This window comes from Azonexus sp. (assembly GCF_049652925.1).
Classification (GTDB): Bacteria; Pseudomonadota; Gammaproteobacteria; order Burkholderiales; family Rhodocyclaceae; genus Azonexus.
Genome location: NZ_JBASFI010000023.1, coordinates 71,733 through 88,416, shown reverse-complemented (window position 1 = coordinate 88,416; position 16,684 = coordinate 71,733). Strand labels below are relative to the sequence as shown.

General features: G+C 58.3%; 19 protein-coding genes. 13 read left to right on the top strand and 6 right to left on the bottom strand.

Annotated features, from left to right (window positions below):
• Positions 1–53 precede the first annotated feature (53 nt).
• The 4 genes from WBK19_RS11670 to WBK19_RS11655 are packed head-to-tail and all read left to right on the top strand — an operon-like array spanning position 54 to position 2,000.
• Positions 54–680, top strand: a complete 627-nt coding sequence (locus WBK19_RS11670; protein WP_511290087.1) for an RNA polymerase sigma factor — start codon at positions 54–56, stop codon at positions 678–680.
• Positions 677–1,060 carry a DUF3619 family protein gene (locus WBK19_RS11665; protein ID WP_511289881.1) on the top strand — a complete coding sequence of 128 codons (384 nt, stop codon included), beginning with the start codon at positions 677–679 and terminating at the stop codon, positions 1,058–1,060. The genes WBK19_RS11670 and WBK19_RS11665 overlap by 4 nt, the downstream gene beginning before the upstream one ends.
• Positions 1,030–1,587: a DUF3106 domain-containing protein gene (locus WBK19_RS11660; RefSeq protein WP_511289879.1), complete on the top strand. Its 558-nt coding sequence runs from the start codon at positions 1,030–1,032 to the stop codon at positions 1,585–1,587. Before WBK19_RS11665 ends, WBK19_RS11660 begins: the two co-directional genes overlap by 31 nt.
• Positions 1,587–2,000, top strand: coding sequence for an RDD family protein (locus tag WBK19_RS11655; RefSeq protein ID WP_511289877.1), 414 nt, complete (start codon positions 1,587–1,589; stop codon positions 1,998–2,000). The genes WBK19_RS11660 and WBK19_RS11655 overlap by 1 nt, the downstream gene beginning before the upstream one ends.
• Here WBK19_RS11655 and lptG read toward each other — a convergent pair whose 3' ends face one another.
• On the bottom strand, positions 2,001–3,086 hold the full coding sequence (gene lptG, locus WBK19_RS11650) for an LPS export ABC transporter permease LptG (RefSeq protein WP_511289875.1): 1,086 nt from the start codon (positions 3,084–3,086) through the stop codon (positions 2,001–2,003).
• Positions 3,079–4,164: an LPS export ABC transporter permease LptF gene (gene lptF, locus WBK19_RS11645; protein WP_511289873.1), complete on the bottom strand. Its 1,086-nt coding sequence runs from the start codon at positions 4,162–4,164 to the stop codon at positions 3,079–3,081. The genes lptG and lptF overlap by 8 nt, the downstream gene beginning before the upstream one ends.
• Positions 4,165–4,236: 72 nt before the next feature.
• Between lptF and WBK19_RS11640 the strand changes: the two genes are divergently transcribed.
• The 6 genes from WBK19_RS11640 (at position 4,237) to WBK19_RS11615 (ending at position 11,513) form a co-directional block, all read left to right on the top strand.
• The gene (locus WBK19_RS11640; RefSeq protein ID WP_511289872.1) at positions 4,237–5,733 is read left to right on the top strand and encodes a leucyl aminopeptidase; all 1,497 of its coding nucleotides are present in this window, start codon (positions 4,237–4,239) and stop codon (positions 5,731–5,733) included.
• A complete protein-coding gene (locus WBK19_RS11635; protein ID WP_511289870.1) occupies positions 5,730–6,152 on the top strand; it encodes a DNA polymerase III subunit chi in 423 nt (140 codons plus the stop codon). The genes WBK19_RS11640 and WBK19_RS11635 overlap by 4 nt, the downstream gene beginning before the upstream one ends.
• A gap of 9 nt (positions 6,153–6,161) precedes the next feature.
• The gene (locus WBK19_RS11630) at positions 6,162–6,542 is read left to right on the top strand and encodes a hypothetical protein (RefSeq protein ID WP_511289868.1); all 381 of its coding nucleotides are present in this window, start codon (positions 6,162–6,164) and stop codon (positions 6,540–6,542) included.
• A gap of 41 nt (positions 6,543–6,583) precedes the next feature.
• Positions 6,584–8,125: a glycosyltransferase family 39 protein gene (locus WBK19_RS11625; protein ID WP_511289866.1), complete on the top strand. Its 1,542-nt coding sequence runs from the start codon at positions 6,584–6,586 to the stop codon at positions 8,123–8,125.
• 62 nt (positions 8,126–8,187) lie between these two features.
• A complete protein-coding gene (locus tag WBK19_RS11620; RefSeq protein WP_511289864.1) occupies positions 8,188–11,022 on the top strand; it encodes a valine--tRNA ligase in 2,835 nt (944 codons plus the stop codon).
• Positions 11,023–11,033: 11 nt separating this feature from the next.
• Positions 11,034–11,513 carry a hypothetical protein gene (locus tag WBK19_RS11615; protein WP_511289862.1) on the top strand — a complete coding sequence of 160 codons (480 nt, stop codon included), beginning with the start codon at positions 11,034–11,036 and terminating at the stop codon, positions 11,511–11,513.
• Between the two features lie 47 nt (positions 11,514–11,560).
• Here the strand turns inward: WBK19_RS11615 and pabB are convergent, their stop codons facing one another.
• The 3 genes from pabB to WBK19_RS11600 all read right to left on the bottom strand — a co-directional run bounded on the left by pabB (position 11,561) and on the right by WBK19_RS11600 (position 15,054).
• On the bottom strand, positions 11,561–13,207 hold the full coding sequence (gene pabB, locus WBK19_RS11610) for an aminodeoxychorismate synthase component I (RefSeq protein WP_511289860.1): 1,647 nt from the start codon (positions 13,205–13,207) through the stop codon (positions 11,561–11,563).
• Positions 13,208–13,335: 128 nt separating this feature from the next.
• Entirely contained in the window at positions 13,336–13,563 is a 228-nt protein-coding gene (locus tag WBK19_RS11605; protein WP_226400887.1) for a sulfurtransferase TusA family protein, read from the bottom strand.
• 42 nt (positions 13,564–13,605) lie between these two features.
• The gene (locus WBK19_RS11600; RefSeq protein WP_511289858.1) at positions 13,606–15,054 is read right to left on the bottom strand and encodes a beta-barrel assembly-enhancing protease; all 1,449 of its coding nucleotides are present in this window, start codon (positions 15,052–15,054) and stop codon (positions 13,606–13,608) included.
• Between the two features lie 64 nt (positions 15,055–15,118).
• On the opposite strand from WBK19_RS11600, the gene moaC reads away from it, so the two are divergent.
• Genes moaC through soxZ form a run of 3 tightly spaced genes read left to right on the top strand, consistent with a single transcriptional unit; the run spans position 15,119 to position 16,405 of the window.
• Positions 15,119–15,601 carry a cyclic pyranopterin monophosphate synthase MoaC gene (gene moaC / locus WBK19_RS11595; RefSeq protein ID WP_511289856.1) on the top strand — a complete coding sequence of 161 codons (483 nt, stop codon included), beginning with the start codon at positions 15,119–15,121 and terminating at the stop codon, positions 15,599–15,601.
• Positions 15,602–15,617: 16 nt separating this feature from the next.
• The gene (soxY, locus tag WBK19_RS11590) at positions 15,618–16,091 is read left to right on the top strand and encodes a thiosulfate oxidation carrier protein SoxY (RefSeq protein ID WP_511289854.1); all 474 of its coding nucleotides are present in this window, start codon (positions 15,618–15,620) and stop codon (positions 16,089–16,091) included.
• A 2-nt stretch (positions 16,092–16,093) separates the two neighbouring features.
• On the top strand, positions 16,094–16,405 hold the full coding sequence (soxZ, locus tag WBK19_RS11585) for a thiosulfate oxidation carrier complex protein SoxZ (protein ID WP_511289852.1): 312 nt from the start codon (positions 16,094–16,096) through the stop codon (positions 16,403–16,405).
• Positions 16,406–16,478: 73 nt separating this feature from the next.
• Here the strand turns inward: soxZ and WBK19_RS11580 are convergent, their stop codons facing one another.
• Positions 16,479–16,682 (bottom strand): cold-shock protein, encoded by a 204-nt coding sequence (locus tag WBK19_RS11580; protein WP_066880803.1) that lies wholly within the window; start codon positions 16,680–16,682, stop codon positions 16,479–16,481.
• Positions 16,683–16,684 lie beyond the last annotated feature (2 nt).

The following is a 16,684-nucleotide window of genomic DNA, read 5'->3' as shown; positions in this document are numbered from 1 at the left end:
CTTGAGCCCAAAAAAGCTATCGCGTAAAAGGGCGTAACCTTAATCGACCGACCATTTTCGGTCAAGGTTTCCCGGCATATCCCTATAATGCTCAAGAACTTTCGGAAGAGACGACCCTGTCATCACCCCAACAACTTTCCAGTTTTCTTGAATCCGTCGAGCGCCGCGCCTTCAAACAGGCGATGTTTGCCGTGCACGATGAAGATGCCGCACTGGACATCGTTCAGGATTCGATGCTCAAACTGGCAGAAAAGTACGGCGACCGACCTGACGAAGAGTACCCGATGCTCTTCCAGCGAATTCTGCAGAACACGATTCGCGACTTTTACCGCCGGAGCAAGGTCCGCTCAATGTGGACAACGCTACTATCAGCCTTTTCCCCGGACGACGACGAGGACTACGACCCGCTCGAAACGTTGGCCGCCGATGAAGACGATGCCGGCCCGAGAACGCCGGAAAGCAAGTTGCAACAAGCCCAGACGCTCAATCTGATCGACGAAGAAATAAAAAAACTACCCGCACGTCAACGTGAAGCATTCCTCATGCGTTATTGGGAAGACATGGACGTCGCTGAGACCGCAGCGGCGATGGGCTGCTCGGAAGGCAGCGTCAAAACCCATTGCTCGCGCGCCACTCACGCGCTGGCAGCCGCCCTGTCGGCAAGAGGTATAAAACTATGAACGAAGAACGTTACGCATATCGAATTCGGCAAGCGCTGAACCTTGGCTTGAACGACATTCCGCCGGCTGCGTCGCGGAGGCTGGAAGCGGCTCGCCATCTGGCATTGGCACATCAAAAACAGGCCGAGCCACAAATGGTGACTGCCAACGCTGGCATTTCGTCGTTCCGAAGCGGCTCCTACATCCCCTACCTCAAGCAAGCTCTTGCAGTTCTAGCCCTGCTGCTCGGCATGTGGATTTCTTTCTATTGGCATAGCATCCAGTACGTCACTGAACTGGAAAATGTGGATAGCGCCTTGCTCACTGACGACCTTCCTCCCGATGCTTTCCTGGATAACGACTTCTTCGAATGGTTAAAAGACGACTCCTCGGAGGAATAATCCTCTGCTTTAGCCTGACTACCGTCGTTGCCGCAGAACCGCCCACATCGGCGATCATAGGCACGCCGCCGCAACCTGGATGGATTCAGTTAAGTACCCAGCAAAAAGACACTCTCGCCCCGCTCGCCAAGGACTGGGACAGCATGGAGAACATCCGCAAGAAAAAATGGCTGGGTATCGCCGACCGCTACCCGAGCATGAAGCCAGACGAACAACAACGCATGCAGTATCGAATGCGCGAATGGGCCAACCTGACACCAGAACAACGCGCCAAGGTGAGAAATTCATACAGGGACTTCAATCAATTACCTCGGGAACAAAAGCAGGTGGTCAAGCAAAAGTGGGATGCGTATACGAATCTACCGCCCGAACAGCAGCAGCGGCTCCGTGAAAACAGCAAGTCGTCGAAGTTACTGGCACCGCCAACTAACTCAGCTAGCACTGCGACAAACAGCACGGCCACCCCATCCACAAACGCAGCCGGCATATCAAGCCAGCCGCCCGCAGCAGAAACGATCAAGCGCTGATGCCAACCTCACTCCCCGGTATCAGGCGCCGCCTGGTCTGCATGCTGTACGAAAGCCTGGTCGTTTTTTCCATTCTGCTGATTGGCTTTCTGCTACCGCAAATCGTCCTTTCGGGATTCCATTTCGAGCTATCGCCGCGGCTGCTTTGGCTTCACGTTTTGCTGTTGCTGCTGGTCTATTTTGCGTGGTGCTGGCTCAATGGCGGGCAAACCCTGCCAATGAAGACGTGGAAACTTCGCATTGTTTCAGCCGAAGGAACAACTCTCCGCCCTTTGCAGGCTGCTCTTCGCTACCTGGCGGCATGGCCGAGTATTCTCTTGCTCGGCATCGGGATTTTCTGGGCGCTATTCGACAAGGATGGTCAGTTCCTGCATGACAGAATTGCCGGAACGCGAATTGTCAGCGCGCCTTAACTAGCGGCGCTCCACCCACCACAACATCCCCATCGCAGCTACCAAAAACAGCGCGGCAGGTGCGGTTGCGCTAGCGAATGGAGGCCATGAGTTAATCACGCCAAGATTCGAGAACAGACCGTTCAGGGCATAGAAAAGTATGCCCAGCATTACCCCGGCAAAAATCTTCAGGCTGACACCGCCAACCCGGTCATGGGAATAACCAAACGGAAGCGCCAGAGCGACCATGACCAGCGCGGTCAGCGGATAAACAAGCTTTTTCCAGAGCGCGATCTGGTAGCGCTCGGCCTTTTGCTTGTTTTCGACCAGATGCCGAGTGTAGTTGAACAGGCCATAGAGCGACATCCGCTCTGGGGCAACCGTCAAAATAGCCAATAAATCCGGGTTGACCGCAGAATGCCAGTCCAATGCATCGCTCGATTCGACACGAGAGGTATCTGCATCGAGAATTGTCCTGACCACCCCTTTTAGAAGCCATCGGTCAGGCAACTGAAAGCTCGCCTCCCGTGCGTCAGTCACCGACTCCAGCTTGTTTTCCGCGGAAAATCGATAAATCCGCATCCCCTCCAGCGTAGCGTCCGGATTGACCTTGCGAATATTGATGAAACTGCGCCCATCCTTGATCCACAAACCGCTCTCCAGACCGCTGCGGGCAATAACCTTGCTCAGTGCCTTGGCCTTGATTTCCTGAGCCAGGCGTTCGGTAAACGGCACCAGAACCTCACCAAACACAAAGGTTAACAAGGCAAGCATGGCCGCTGTGCGAAACAACGTCATCAACAAGTCCGATGTCGCTAAACCAGAGGCCCTCAACACCGTGAGTTCGGAATGCCTGGCAAGCGTAGACAGCGCGTATAAAGTGCCGATCAAGGCGGCAATCGGGATCAGTTCGTAGACCAGCCCCGGCAAGCCAAGCGCCACAAATAGCGCAGCTCGCCCAGCGGTGTAGTCGGCCCGTCCTACGTTCCTCAGCTCATCAACAAAGTTAAAAAAACTGAACAAAGCCAAAAAGGCAAGCAAGACAAGAAGCACCGCCGCAAGCACTTCTCGCATCAGGTAGCGTTGATGCGTATTTACCTTAAACACTGGACTTCCCCTGCCAAGGCATGCGCACGGCAATGCGCCGGTAAAACAGCAACAAAAGCGGCACCAGCATGACGGCATGGATGGCCCAAACACCGATCCAGAAAGAGAGCTTGCCCTGAGCAACCCAAGCTTGAGCTACCCATAACAGGTTGCTGTAAATGGCGTAGATAAGCACTGCAATCAGCATGTTGGCCGAGCGACCAGCACGCGGATTGACATAGGAAAGGGGGATCGCCAGCAACGCCAGAATGAGCGCAGATACAGGTATCCCGATACGCCAAAGCAGTTCGCCACGGGCCTTGTTGCTGTCGTCTTTGAGAAGCTCTGGCATCGACAGCCGATTGGGCAAAGGCTCCGTAGGCTTGGCCTCACCATCCTCGGTACGCACCCGGTATCGTTCGAATTCCATGACGCGAAACTCGGGAGAGCCCGGTTCGACCTCGTAACGACGCCCTTTTTCCAGAACAACAAAGCGGTCACCGTTTTCCGCAAATTCCTGATACCCCTGATCCGAGACCACTACACCCAGTTTTCCGTCTTGAAAACTCGCCACAAAGATATTTCCGAGCAGAGCCTCGCCCTCATCCAGCGCTTCGACAAAGAAAACGCGCTTTCCTGCCCTGGATTCCTGAAAAATCCCCGGAGAGACCTGTGAAACATCACTACGCGCTGATAGGACTTGCCGATACTGCGCGGTATTGAAATTGGCCCACGGCGAGAGAAATCCGGCCAAGGCTGCAATAACCAGCACGAAAGGCAGTGCAAAAATGAGAACAGGTCGCAACCATGCCGTAAGCGGCAAGCCGCAAGAAAACCAGACAACCATTTCGGAATCGCGGTAAGCGCGCGTCAAACTGAGCAAAATCGACACAAAAAGCATCAAGCTCAGCACAAGCGGCATGAAATTCAACAAGGCGAAACCGAGCAGCGAGGCTACCGCCTCGGGCACAATGCGCCCACCGACGGCCTCTTTGAGGAGACGAATCAACAGTATGGAAGCCAGGATTGCCAGCAGCGCAACGCTGATGCCGGCGGCTGCCTGAGCAAATTCGCGCCGTGCGGCGCGTTCGAATATCATGCTTTGACGAAACCGAAAAAAATGCGAGGATAATCCCTCGGAAACTGATATTTCCTTGATCAGGAGCAGCTTGTGGAATTTAGCATAAAAAGTGGCAGCCCGGAGAAACAGCGCAGCGCCTGTGTCGTTGTCGGCGTTTTCGAATCGAGAAAACTCACCCTTCCGGCCGAGCTGCTCGACAAGGCATCCGGTGGACACATTGCCGACATCGTCCGGCGCGGTGACATGGAAGGAAAGTCCGGCAGCACCTTGTTGCTGCATAACGTTCCCGGCACGCTATGTGATCGCATCCTGCTCGTCGGTCTCGGCAAGGAAAAGGAGTTTCGCGAAAAGGAATTCGGCAGTGCCATCAGCACATCCGTCAAAGTACTCAACGAAACCGGCGCTTTTGATGCATCCATCTTCCTGACCGAACTTGCCGTCAAAAAACGCAGCATCGGCTGGCGTATTCGTCAGGCAACACTGGCTGCGCTGGATTCGACCTATAAATTCGAACAATTCAAAAGCAAGAAGGAAGATGTTCGGCGCCCATTGCGCAAGCTGACGTTCAGCGTCGAAAGACGCAACGAACTGGCGCCTGCCGAGGAGGCACTGAGCCAAGGATTGGCCATTGCCGAAGGAGTCGCCATAACCAAGACACTGGGCAACCTACCCCCCAATATCTGCCACCCGACCTACCTGGCCGAACAGGCCCAGGCCATGGCCGAGGAATTCAAGCTCGGCTGCGAAATTCTGGATCGCGCCGACATGGAAGAACTGGGCATGCATTCCCTGCTTGCCGTTGCCCATGGCTCGCACCAGCCGCCCAAGCTCATCATTCTCAGCTACAAGGGCGGCAAAGCCGCTGAAAAACCGGTCGTCCTCGTTGGCAAGGGCGTCACTTTCGACACCGGCGGCATTTCACTGAAACCCGGTGCCGAAATGGACGAAATGAAATACGACATGTGTGGTGCCGCCAGCGTGCTCGGCACCATGCATGCTGTTGCCAAGATGGCTTTGCCGATCAATCTGACCATCATTGTTCCGGCCACTGAAAACATGCCTGACGGCAAGGCAACACGTCCCGGTGACATTGTCACGTCGATGTCCGGGCAGACCATAGAAATTCTCAACACCGATGCCGAAGGCCGCCTGATTCTGTGCGATGCGCTGACCTACGCCGAGCGCTTCGAACCGGATACGGTGATCGATGTCGCCACTCTCACCGGGGCCTGCGTCGTCGCCTTGGGCAGCGTAGCCACCGGCCTGTTCGCCAACAAGGACGCCCTTGCCCGCGAACTGCTTGACGCCGGCGACGAGGCCTACGATCGCGCTTGGCACATGCCGCTGTGGGACGACTACCAGGAACTGCTCAAAAGCCCGTTTGCCGACATGGCCAACATAGGCGGACGCTGGGGCGGCGCCATTTCGGCCGCTTGCTTCCTGTCGCGTTTCACCAAGAAATTCGACTGGGCCCACCTCGACATCGCTGGTACCGCCTGGAAATCTGGCACAAACAAAGGCGCCACCGGCCGCCCCGTACCTTTGTTGACGCATTACCTGCTGCAGCGCGCAGGCAAGCTCAATTGACCCAGGTTTTTTTCTATCATGGCGCGGCAGACAAGATCGCCGCGGCCTGCGCCTTGCTGAGCGGGGCCTACGCCAAAAAAAAGCCGATGCTGGTTTACGCCGTGGACAACTCCGTCGCCAGCGGTATCGACCGCATGCTGTGGACGCATTCCGCGCTCAGTTTCGTGCCGCATTGTCGGGCCGATTCGCCACTCGCCGCGGAAACGCCAATCCTGATCACGGACAAGCTGGAAACAATCTCCCAGGACGAACGCCTGATGAATCTGAGCCAGGAAATCCCGCCCGGTTTTTCGCGCTTCGAAAGTCTGATCGAAGTCGTTGGTCAGGAAGAGAGCGACCGCACAGCGGCCAGAGAGCGGGTCAAGTTCTACAAGGATCGCGGTTACGAAGTCCGTTACTTCGATCTCAGCGACCGCTAAGGAAAACGCGTGGCCAGCCCCATCATCGCCCGAGCTGACGCTCTGATGCAGCGCAGACGCCAGAGTGATAACGAATTTGACGACATTCCGGTCCTGACGGATAGCATCGATCAAATTGACGACATTCCGGTTCTAACCGAAATTGCGCCGGAACCGGAACTGGAAGACCTTCCCGAATCGAACGAAACTGCCGTCGAAGCCGTTGCCGACGATTCGCTGCCAGCATCGCCGGAGACCCCATCGGCCATCGATTCTTCGGCCTTGCGTGACGAGTTGATTTATGAACTCACCAGCCGTATCGAGGACCGTATCAAGGCCGCGTTGCCCGAAATCATCAGTTCGACCATCAGGGAATTTCTGGCCGAACAGGAAATGATCGAGAACAGTTAGTCAGCATCCGCACGGCCCGCGGGCCATCACCCAGAATCCTCATGAACCCGAGCAATTCATCCAGCCCTGCCTCGACGGCAGCCCCCCGCTTTCCTTTTACGCTACCCGGGGTCATCGTCGTTGTTGCCATTTACACTACGATTCATGCGCTGACCCGTCTGTTTTCATCGGGCAACCTCGGCGAAGACGACCCGCTCGACAATCTGATCGCCCAGACCCTCGCCGCGGGCTACAACACGCAGCATGGTCCGCTTTACGACTGGGCCCTGTGGCTCGTTCAGCAAGTTTTCGGCAGCGGCCTGTCAGGCTTCCTGTTCCTCAAGTACGCACTGCTGGTCGGCATGGCCGGCTGCCTGTTTCAAATCACTCGGAAAATCACCCAAAGTGCGCTGTGGGCGTTCATTGCCGTCGAATCGATGGCCACGGTCTACCAGATTTTTTGGCGATTTCACGAGGGTTTCACCCATCGTGTCGGCGCCATGGTGCTGGCCGTCGCCACCGTCTGGGCAATCTTTCGCCTTGTTGATCGACCAAGTCGTGGCAATTACCTGCTGTTGGCCGCACTGATCGGGCTGGGCCTGCTCACCGAACACATCTACGCCTTTGCCCTGTTTGCCACGCTGCTGGCCGCCTGGCTGCAGCCGTCCATGCGGAAAACAGTCTTTTCGCTGCCGATGCTGGCGGCACTGCCGGTCGCGCTGCTGATTATGAGCCCCTACGCACTCTGGCTGAACACCGACCCGCAGCGTTTAATGGCCCTGGTAACAGACCTGTTTCCCTCGCTTCCGGCATATTCACCGAAAGGCATCTCCGGCAGTCTGCGTGACGCATTCACGTTTCCCTTGTTGGTCCTCGCGCCCTACATCGTGATCCTGCCCATGGTCTTTCCGGCCATCTTCCGGACCATTTTCAGGCAATCCCGCCTGCGGTCAGACGACCCACTCGTTTTCGACCCGAAACTGTTCCTGTTTCACATCCTGCTCATTGAACTGATCGGCCTCGTCCTGTTCAACGGCTTGCTGTACTCACGCTCGAACTATGCGGTGCATGTCATCCTGCCGATGGTCGTCATCGCCATCCCCTGGCTGACAGAGAAAGCGCGAGAAACGAACCCGACACCGCGCCGCGTGCGTGTATTCATGGCTGTCCTGCTTGGCTTCACGATCACCGCCTATGCCGTGCGCAGCGGCAACCTGTTCGTCTATGAGCCGTTCTGCTCGCGTTGCCGTTGGGCCGTCCCCTTCCCCGAACTCGCCGACAAACTGCGCGAGCAGGGATTTGACCGGGGAACGATCATCGTCAACGACCCGCATGTCGGCGGCAATCTGCGCCGCTTTTTCCCCGATTCGCGCGTCGAGATGCCCGGCCTGCCTACTCCGGCTGGTGACGGCAAAAAAATCGCCGTGGTCTGGCCCGTATCGGACAAGAACGCCGAAATGCCGGCCGACTTGCGCAATGCCACCTCTGCCGCCCGTACCCTGGTGCCGCCGGGAATCATCGAGTTGCCCTGGAAGCATCTATGGCGACCACTCGGCTACCGAACATCCAGCTGGGGCACGGCGATCATGGAGTCGCCTGACTAGCAGGCAAGGCACGCTGCCAATCGCGGGTATAATCATGGGTTTCCCCTATTTCCGACAAGCCCATGGAACTCGCCAAAGCCTTTGAACCAGCCGATATCGAACGCCGCTGGTACCCCGAGTGGGAAGCCCAGAATTACTTCGCTGCCGGCGTGGACCGCAGCAAGGCAGCTGACGAAAACTTCTGCATCCTGCTGCCGCCGCCCAATGTGACCGGCACGCTGCACATGGGTCACGGCTTCAACCAGACGCTGATGGACGCGCTGACCCGCTATTACCGGATGCGCGGCCACAACACGCTTTGGCAGCCAGGCACTGACCACGCGGGTATCGCGACGCAGATCGTCGTCGAGCGCCAACTGGACGCGCAGGGCATTTCGCGCCACGACCTCGGCCGCGAAAAGTTCCTCGAAAAAGTCTGGGAATGGAAGGAATACTCCGGTAACACCATCACCAAACAGATGCGCCGCATGGGCACCAGCCCGGACTGGAAACGCGAGCGCTTCACGATGGATGCCGGCCTCAACAAGGTCGTCACCGAAACCTTCGTCCGCCTCTTTAACGAAGGCCTGATCTACCGCGGCAAGCGCCTGGTGAACTGGGACCCGAAGCTGAATACCGCCGTTTCTGACCTCGAAGTCGTGCAGGAAGAAGAAGACGGCTTCATGTGGCACATCCGCTATCCGCTGGCCGACGGCTCGGATAGCTTGGTCGTCGCCACGACGCGGCCGGAAACCATGCTCGGTGACACCGCCGTGATGGTCCACCCGGAAGACGAGCGCTACAAGCACATGATCGGCAAGATGGTGAAGTTGCCGCTGACCGATAGAGAAATCCCGATCATCGCCGACAGCTACGTCGATCTCGAATTCGGCACCGGCTGCGTCAAGGTCACGCCGGCGCATGACTTCAACGACTACGCCGTTGGCCAGCGCCACGGCCTGCCGATGATCTCGATCCTGACGCTGGACGCCAAGATCAACGAGAACGCCCCGGAAAAATATCGCGGCCTCGACCGCTTCGACGCCCGCAAGGCCGTCGTCGCCGACCTCGAAGCCATCGGCATCCTCGAGAAGACCGACAAGCACAAGCTCAAGGTTCCGCGTGGCGACCGGACCAATGTCGTCATCGAGCCGATGCTCACCGATCAGTGGTTCGTCGCCATGTCCAAGCCGGGCGACGACGGCAAGTCGATCACCGAGAAGGCGCTTGATGTCGTTCATTCCGGCGAGATCAAGTTCTACCCGGAAAACTGGGTCAATACCTACAACCAGTGGCTCAACAACATCCAGGACTGGTGCATTTCCCGCCAGCTCTGGTGGGGCCACCAGATTCCGGCCTGGTACGGCGACAATGGCCAGATTTTCGTCGCTCACAGCGAAGCAGAAGCCAAGGCCGAAGCCGCCAAACAGGGCTACACCGGCGCCCTGAGCCGCGACGAAGACGTCCTCGACACCTGGTTCTCCTCCGCCCTGTGGCCATTCTCGACGCTCGACTGGACGGGCGACGAGACCATCGACGCCGCCAATCCGATTTTGCAGCAATATTTACCGTCGACCGTGCTGGTCACAGGTTTCGACATCATCTTCTTCTGGGTTGCCCGCATGGTCATGATGACCAAGCAGATCACCGGCCAGATCCCGTTCAAGCACGTCTATGTGCATGGCCTGATCCGCGACGGCGAAGGCCAGAAGATGTCGAAGTCGAAGGGCAATGTGCTCGATCCGATTGACCTGATCGACGGCATCGGCCTCGAAGCGCTAATCGAAAAGCGCACGACCGGTCTGATGAACCCGAAGCAGGCGGAAAGCATCGCCAAGAAGACGAAGAAGGAGTTCCCGGAAGGCATTGCCTCCTTCGGCACCGATGCCCTACGCTTCACCTTCGCCAGCCTCGCCTCGCCGGGCCGCGACATCAAGTTCGACCTGAATCGCTGCGACGGCTACCGCAATTTCTGCAACAAGCTGTGGAACGCCACGCGCTTCGTGCTGATGAACGTCGAAGGCCATGACCTGGCCCTCGAACACCAGCAGAACGGCCCGGCCTGCGGTGGTTCCGCCCCGCTCGAGTTCAGCTTCGCCGACCGCTGGATCGTCAGCCAGTTGCAACGCGTCGAGAAGGAAGTCGAACAGCACTTCACTGACTACCGCTTCGACCTCGTCGCCCAGGCCATCTACAAGTTCATCTGGGACGAGTTCTGCGACTGGTACCTGGAAATCGCCAAGGTCGAGATCCAGACCGGCAACGATGCCCAGCAGCGCGGCGCCCGCCGGACGCTGGTGCGCACGCTGGAAGCCGTGCTGCGATTGGCTCACCCGCTCATTCCGTTCATCACCGAAGAGCTGTGGCAGACCGTCGCCCCCATCGCCGGCCGCAAAACGCACGACTCGATCATGCTCGCCGCCTACCCGCGCGCCGAGGAGTACAAGATCGACCCGGCTTCGGAAGCCAAGGTCGAGCGCCTCAAAGCCTTGGCCTACGCCTGCCGCAACCTGCGCGGCGAGATGAACGTCTCGCCCGCCCTGCGCATGCCCCTGCTGGTCGCCGGTGGTGGCGCCGAGATTTCAGAGTTCGCGGCCATCCTGCAAGCTCTGGGTAAGCTCTCCGAGGTACAAATCGTTTCCGACATGCCGGCCGATGCCATGGCGCCGGTTGCCGTGGTCGGTGAAACCCGCCTGATGCTCAAGGTGGAAATCGACGTTGCCGCCGAACGCGTGCGCCTCGCCAAGGAAATCGAAAAGCTCGAAAAGCAGATTTCGATTGCCCAGGGCAAGCTCGCCAACGAAGGTTTCGTCGCCCGCGCCCCGGCGGCGGTGATCGATCAGGAAAAGCAGCGAGTGGCCGACTTTACGGCCACGCTGGAACAACTCAAGCCCCAACTTGCCAAGTTGGGTAACTAAAAAGGATTCAAATGTCCCAAGACAAACGCGGCATCCTCTCCCAGATCTTCATTGCGCTAATGATCTTTTCGGCGCTGGTCGGGGCGTGGAGCGTTGCCTTCATGATCTCGTGGCCAAAAGACAAGACCGATGTCTGGAAGCCCGAATTCCGCCTCGTTGCCATCTGCGCCAACAAGGAGCCTTGCGGCTTGGCCTACAAGGATCTGGCCGACGCCAAGGCCAAGGGCCTGTACACCACGTTGACGCCGACAGCGCCGGCCGGCGACCTCCAGGAAGAACACAACTGGCTCAAGTGGAAGATCGAAAACGGCGTTTTCGAGGTCAAGGCTTCGTCCTGGCACTTCCAGACGACGATCCGTTACACGGTCGAGAATGAAGTGCCGATCCTGCTCGACTACCAGGACGTCGATGTCCGCAGGGCCTTCTATTATGGCATCGCGGCAGCACTGTTCTCGATGCTCGGCCTTTATTTGCGCCGCTTGCGCGGCTGATTGACGCATTGCCACGGTCAACCGGAAAAAACGGCCAAATTTGAAATTCAGGCAATTTTTCCGGTTGACCGCGCCCCGCAGGAAGTACCCTTGGGGTATAGCGATACCCGCACCAGCCCCCTGAGGGCGTTTCCCAGCCAGAAACCGTCGGCCAGGTCGGCCGGACAAAGCACCGCCTCGCGGGCCCTGCCATTCGCCAGCAGTTCTGCCCGCAGCACGCCGGGCAAGGCACCACTGGCCAGCGGCGGCGTCAGCAAAACGCCTTCGCGCTCGACGAACACGTTGCTGCGTGCCCCTTCGGCAACCTCGCCACGCTCATTCAGAAAAATCACGTCGAAGAGTTGTGGATCGCCATCCAGCGCCTTGAGCGCTTCATCGTAGAGCGCTCGGTCCGTCGTCTTGTGCCGACGCAAAGGGTAGCCAGATTCAATCCTCTGGGCGGCCAGCACGGCGTAGCGCGGACCGACCGGCTCGACGCCGAGCGGGAAGGACCGGACATCGAGACTGCCATCCTTCGCCAGGGTCAGACGGACGCGCCACGTGCCGGTGCTGGGCTGCTCGTCCAACAACTCAGCCACCCGCGCTTCGTCACAGGGAAATCGCAGCCACGTTGCCGACTGGCGCAAACGTTCGAGATGCCCGGCCAGTCGTGGATATTGCCCATCTTCGCGACGTAGCGTTTCGATCAATAGCAGTCCGGGATCGCAGTCGCGCAGGAAACGCGACTTGAGCAGGCATTCCTGCCACTCGGCGGCCGGCTGCGAATCGGCGACGATGCCGCTGCCCACCCCCAGCTTGCCACGGCCATCCGCCCCCAACTCCAGCGTGCGAATCGCCACGTTAAGCCGAAAATCTCCACCCGGCGCCAGCCAACCCAGCGCGCCCGTATAAATGCCGCGCTCGGCATTTTCCAGTTCGGCCGCAATCTGCATGGCGCGGATTTTCGGTGCTCCGGTTATCGAACCGCAGGGAAACAGCGCGCGCAGGATGTCGCCGAAACTCCGCCCGCCAACATTGGCCGAAACCTCCGAGACCATCTGCCAGAGCGTTGGGTATTCCTCGATATCGAACAGCCGGTCGACCACGACGCTACCCATGTCAGCGACGCGGCCAAGGTCGTTGCGCAGCAGGTCAACGATCATCAGGTTTTCTGCACAATCCTTTTCCGAATTGCGCAGTTGCTCAGGCGGCGCGCTACGTGGCGCCGTGCCTTTCATCGGTTTGGTCAGCAACCGGTCGCCATAACGTTCCAGAAACAGTTCGGGCGACAGAGAAACCATGCCGTGCCGGGCATCGCCAACAAAACCGCCATAGCGAACCGGCTGCTGCTCGCGGAGTCGCGCATAAAGTGCCAGCGGCGAACCAAACCATTCAAATTTGAGGGGGAAGGTGAAATTGACCTGATAACAGTCACCTTCGAAAATCAGCCGTTTTATCCGGTTGACCGTAGCAACGTAGGCTTCTTCATCAATCGCCGGCTGCAAGCCGCCGACACCGGCCACGCCATGGCCAGACTGCCGCAACCAGGCTGCAGCATCGTCCGCGGACAGCGAAATTCGCGTTGAGAACCGCCAGAACCTGGCCAGCGTCCGCCCGCCAGGTTGCCAGCCAAGCGGCGCCGACTTGGGCTCCAGCAGATAGCCGAGTTCATAGTCGAGACCAACCACCGTCCACTGCGGATCATCCCGCAGCATCCGCAACGCGGCTTCCAGCGAAGCCGCATCGCTGGCCTCGAGCCAATCGATCAGCCCATCAAAACGCCAAGCGGCGGGTTCGCCAGCCGGCGCCCGCCTGTCCTCGAAAAATGCGGTGAATTCCGGGCTTATTTGCGCTTCAGATAAAACTCGAAAACGCGGTTTTCTTCTTTTTGCTCAACCAGTTCGTTACCGGTTTGTTTGGCAAAAGCCGGAAAATCCTTGAGGGAACCGGGATCGGTCGCCAGTACGCGGAGGATCTGGCCCGACTCCATCTCGGCAAGCGTCTTCTTGGTACGCAGGATGGGCAACGGGCAGTTCAGCCCCTTAACGTCGAGATCGCGATTAAATTCCATGTTCATTCGGCCAAATGGATTAGAGGCACGATTTTACCTCGATTAATTGCGCTTTTCCTTGAGTTCATCGATCAGCCGCTGCTTCAACTCGCGCAAGCGTGCATCGATAGACGACATCTCGAAGAAATTGGCGTCGCCGGCCTTCTGCGCCTGCTGCAATTGCTCGACCGCCCCCGCCGTCTGCCCCTGCAAGGCGAAAGCCTCGGCCAGCGCCCGATGCTGCATGGCCTGCTTGCCCAGCCCGGCGTAACTTTCGGCGCGCATCTTGTGCAGGCGGACGTCGTCCGGCGTAGTGCCCAGGCGCGCTTCAACGAAACGTAGCGCCTCGTCGTAGCGCCGTGCGCTGAGCAAGGCCGCGCCATAGCCGTAAAGCAGGCCCTGATTGAGCGGAAAGCGGACCATCGCATCGCGATAAATCGCCAGTCCGCCAGCTGGATCGCCCTGAGCAATCCGGATATCGGCCCGCAAATGCTCCAGCATCGGCGCCGAAACCTTGAGTCGGCGAATGGTTTCGATTTCCCGCTCAGCCCCAACCCAATCGCGATTTCGATAGAGCGCGAAGGCCAGGCCATAGCGAATGGCTGCTTCGGAAGCAAATTTCCGATCGCGCAGCAGCTTGTCCATATCCTTCACCGCATCGCCCGGCGTTCCCTGCATGGCCCGCACCTTGGCCCGCACCAGCTGGAAATCGACGCTGTCCGCCACCTGGCGATAAGGCACCGCCTGCTCGCGGTTCTGCATGTCGGTCAGGCGCTCGCCTGTGAGCGGGTGGGTGCGCAGGTAGGCCGTCGCGTTGTTCTCATACAAGCGAACCGATTTTTGCAGGCGCTCGAAAAACACCCCCATGCCGCGCACATCAAAACCTGCCTTGCCCAGAATATCGAAACCCTGCCGGTCAGCCTCGCGCTCGAAATCCCGGGAAAACGCCAGTTGGGCGGAAATCGCCCCGGCCTGCGTCGAGGCGATTGCCGCCCCGGCCATCTGGCCGCTCGAACGCGCCGCCAGCAAGGCCAGCGCCATCGCCACCATCGACGCCATACCGATCTGCTTCGACTGAAAGACCTGGCGCGCGATATGGCGCTGCGTCACATGCGATATTTCATGCGCCAGAACACCGGCCAGCTCCGACTCCGTCTGGGCGGACACGATGAGGCCGGTATGCACGCCGATGTAGCCGCCGGGCATGGCAAAAGCGTTGATGTTCGGATCGTTGATCGGGAAAAAGTAAAAACCGAAACCGGGGTCGTTGCTGACCGCCGCCAGTTGACCACCCAGTTGATTCAGATACGCCTCGACATCGGCGTCATCGAGGTACGACGGCTCGCGCCAGCGTATTTCATGCATGATCTGCTGACCGATTTTCTTTTCGGTACTCAGCGACAAATCGTTGCTGGCAGCATCGCCCAATTCCGGCAACTCGTCGGCCATCACCGGCTGCAAGGCCAGCGTGCAGGCGAGAAGGGCGGCTATGAATCGTTGGCTCAGGTGCATGGTGTTATGATACCGCAGCCACGAAAAGCGCCCTCCCGGCGCATCGTAATCAATCGTAAATCCCGTGACCAACCAGACCCTGACTCATTTCGACAACGCCGGCCAGGCACATATGGTCGACGTCGGCGCCAAGACAGAAACAGCCCGTGTTGCCCGCGCCGCCGGCAGCATTTTCATGAAGCCCGAGACGCTGGCGCTGATTCGCGCCGGTTCCGCCAAGAAAGGCGACGTTCTGGGCATCGCCCGCATCGCCGCCATCCAGGCCTCAAAGCGAACCAGCGACCTGATTCCCCTGTGCCATCCAATCGCCCTGACTCGCGTCACCGCAGACTTTTCAATCGACGATGCCCAAAACGCAGTTCATTGCGAAGTCGTCGCCGAATGTTTCGGTCGAACCGGTGTCGAAATGGAAGCGCTGACCGCAACCTCGGTCGGCCTGCTGACCATATACGACATGTGCAAGGCCGTCGACCGTGGCATGCGCATCGAAAACATCCGCCTGCTGGAAAAATCCGGCGGCAAATCAGGCCACTGGCTTGCCGAATAACCCTCCCGCAAAGACCATGTCCGAACTACGCAGAAGATTCCTCAAAGGCAGCGTCTCGGCTGCCCTGCTATCGCCCCTGATCGGCACCGGCTTGCTCATGCCAACCCGCGTCCTGGCCGCCGAGTGGAACAAGAATACCTTTACCGCCCGCACCGTCAATGACGCACTGAAGGCTTACGGCAGCGCCAATGCTGCCGAATCGCGCGACATCGTGATCAACGCGCCGGAGATCGCCGAAAATGGCGCCAAGGTGGAAGTCGAGATCACCTGCAATATTGCCAACACCCGTACCCTGGCCATCTTTGCCGACAAGAATCCGATGCCGCTGTGCTCGGTGATCGAATTCACCGGTCCGGTCCTGCCTTATGTGAGAGCCCAGATCAAAATGGCCGAAACCACACGCGTCCGGGCGGTGGCCAAAACCACGGACGGAAAATCCTACGTTGCCTTCCGCGAGATCAAGGTAACACTTGGCGGATGTGGAGGCTGAGCATGGCAGATCAAATCAAAATTCGCGCCCAGAACCAGGGTGAAATCACTGACATTCGCATCCTCATGCAGCACCCGATGGAAACCGGGCAACGCAAGGATGACAAGGGGCAGAGCGTTCCGATGCACTTCATTCAGACCTTCACGGTCAGCCTGAACGGAAAGCCGATTATCGACGGTCAGCTCAATACGTCGATCTCAAAGAACCCGCTATTCACCTTCAAGGCGCGCGGCATCAAGACCGGGGACAAATTATCGGTGGCCTGGGTGGACAACAGCGGCGACCGGCGCCAGGACGAAATCAGCGTCGCCTGAGTATTTTCCGACTTACTAAATAAAAAAGCCCGTCTGAATCAGACGGGCTTTATAACGTGCTTTTATCCGAAGCTTAGGTGCTCTGGATATTGGAAGCCTGCTTGCCCTTGGGGCCTTGCACGACATCGAAGGAAACTTTTTGACCTTCCTTCAGAGTCTTGAAACCATTCATGTTGATGGCGGAGAAATGTGCGAAAAGATCTTCGCTGCCATCATCAGGAGTGATAAAGCCAAAACCCTTGGAATCATTGAACCACTTGACAGTACCGATTGCCATGT

Excerpts from the sequence above, each read along its gene's own strand:
- WBK19_RS11665 (WP_511289881.1), top strand. The coding sequence starts at position 677 with ATGAACGAAGAACGTTACGCATATCGAATTCGGCAAGCGCTGAACCTT.
- WBK19_RS11660 (WP_511289879.1), top strand. The coding sequence starts at position 1,030 with ATGGTTAAAAGACGACTCCTCGGAGGAATAATCCTCTGCTTTAGCCTG.
- WBK19_RS11655 (WP_511289877.1), top strand. The coding sequence starts at position 1,587 with ATGCCAACCTCACTCCCCGGTATCAGGCGCCGCCTGGTCTGCATGCTG.
- lptF (WP_511289873.1), bottom strand. The coding sequence starts at position 4,164 with ATGATATTCGAACGCGCCGCACGGCGCGAATTTGCTCAGGCAGCCGCC.
- WBK19_RS11625 (WP_511289866.1), top strand. The coding sequence starts at position 6,584 with ATGAACCCGAGCAATTCATCCAGCCCTGCCTCGACGGCAGCCCCCCGC.
- WBK19_RS11620 (WP_511289864.1), top strand. The coding sequence starts at position 8,188 with ATGGAACTCGCCAAAGCCTTTGAACCAGCCGATATCGAACGCCGCTGG.
- WBK19_RS11615 (WP_511289862.1), top strand. The coding sequence starts at position 11,034 with ATGTCCCAAGACAAACGCGGCATCCTCTCCCAGATCTTCATTGCGCTA.
- pabB (WP_511289860.1), bottom strand. The coding sequence starts at position 13,207 with ATGCTGCGGGATGATCCGCAGTGGACGGTGGTTGGTCTCGACTATGAA.
- WBK19_RS11605 (WP_226400887.1), bottom strand. The coding sequence starts at position 13,563 with ATGGAATTTAATCGCGATCTCGACGTTAAGGGGCTGAACTGCCCGTTG.
- WBK19_RS11600 (WP_511289858.1), bottom strand. The coding sequence starts at position 15,054 with ATGCACCTGAGCCAACGATTCATAGCCGCCCTTCTCGCCTGCACGCTG.
- soxY (WP_511289854.1), top strand. The coding sequence starts at position 15,618 with ATGTCCGAACTACGCAGAAGATTCCTCAAAGGCAGCGTCTCGGCTGCC.
- soxZ (WP_511289852.1), top strand. The coding sequence starts at position 16,094 with ATGGCAGATCAAATCAAAATTCGCGCCCAGAACCAGGGTGAAATCACT.
- WBK19_RS11580 (WP_066880803.1), bottom strand. The coding sequence starts at position 16,682 with ATGGCAATCGGTACTGTCAAGTGGTTCAATGATTCCAAGGGTTTTGGC.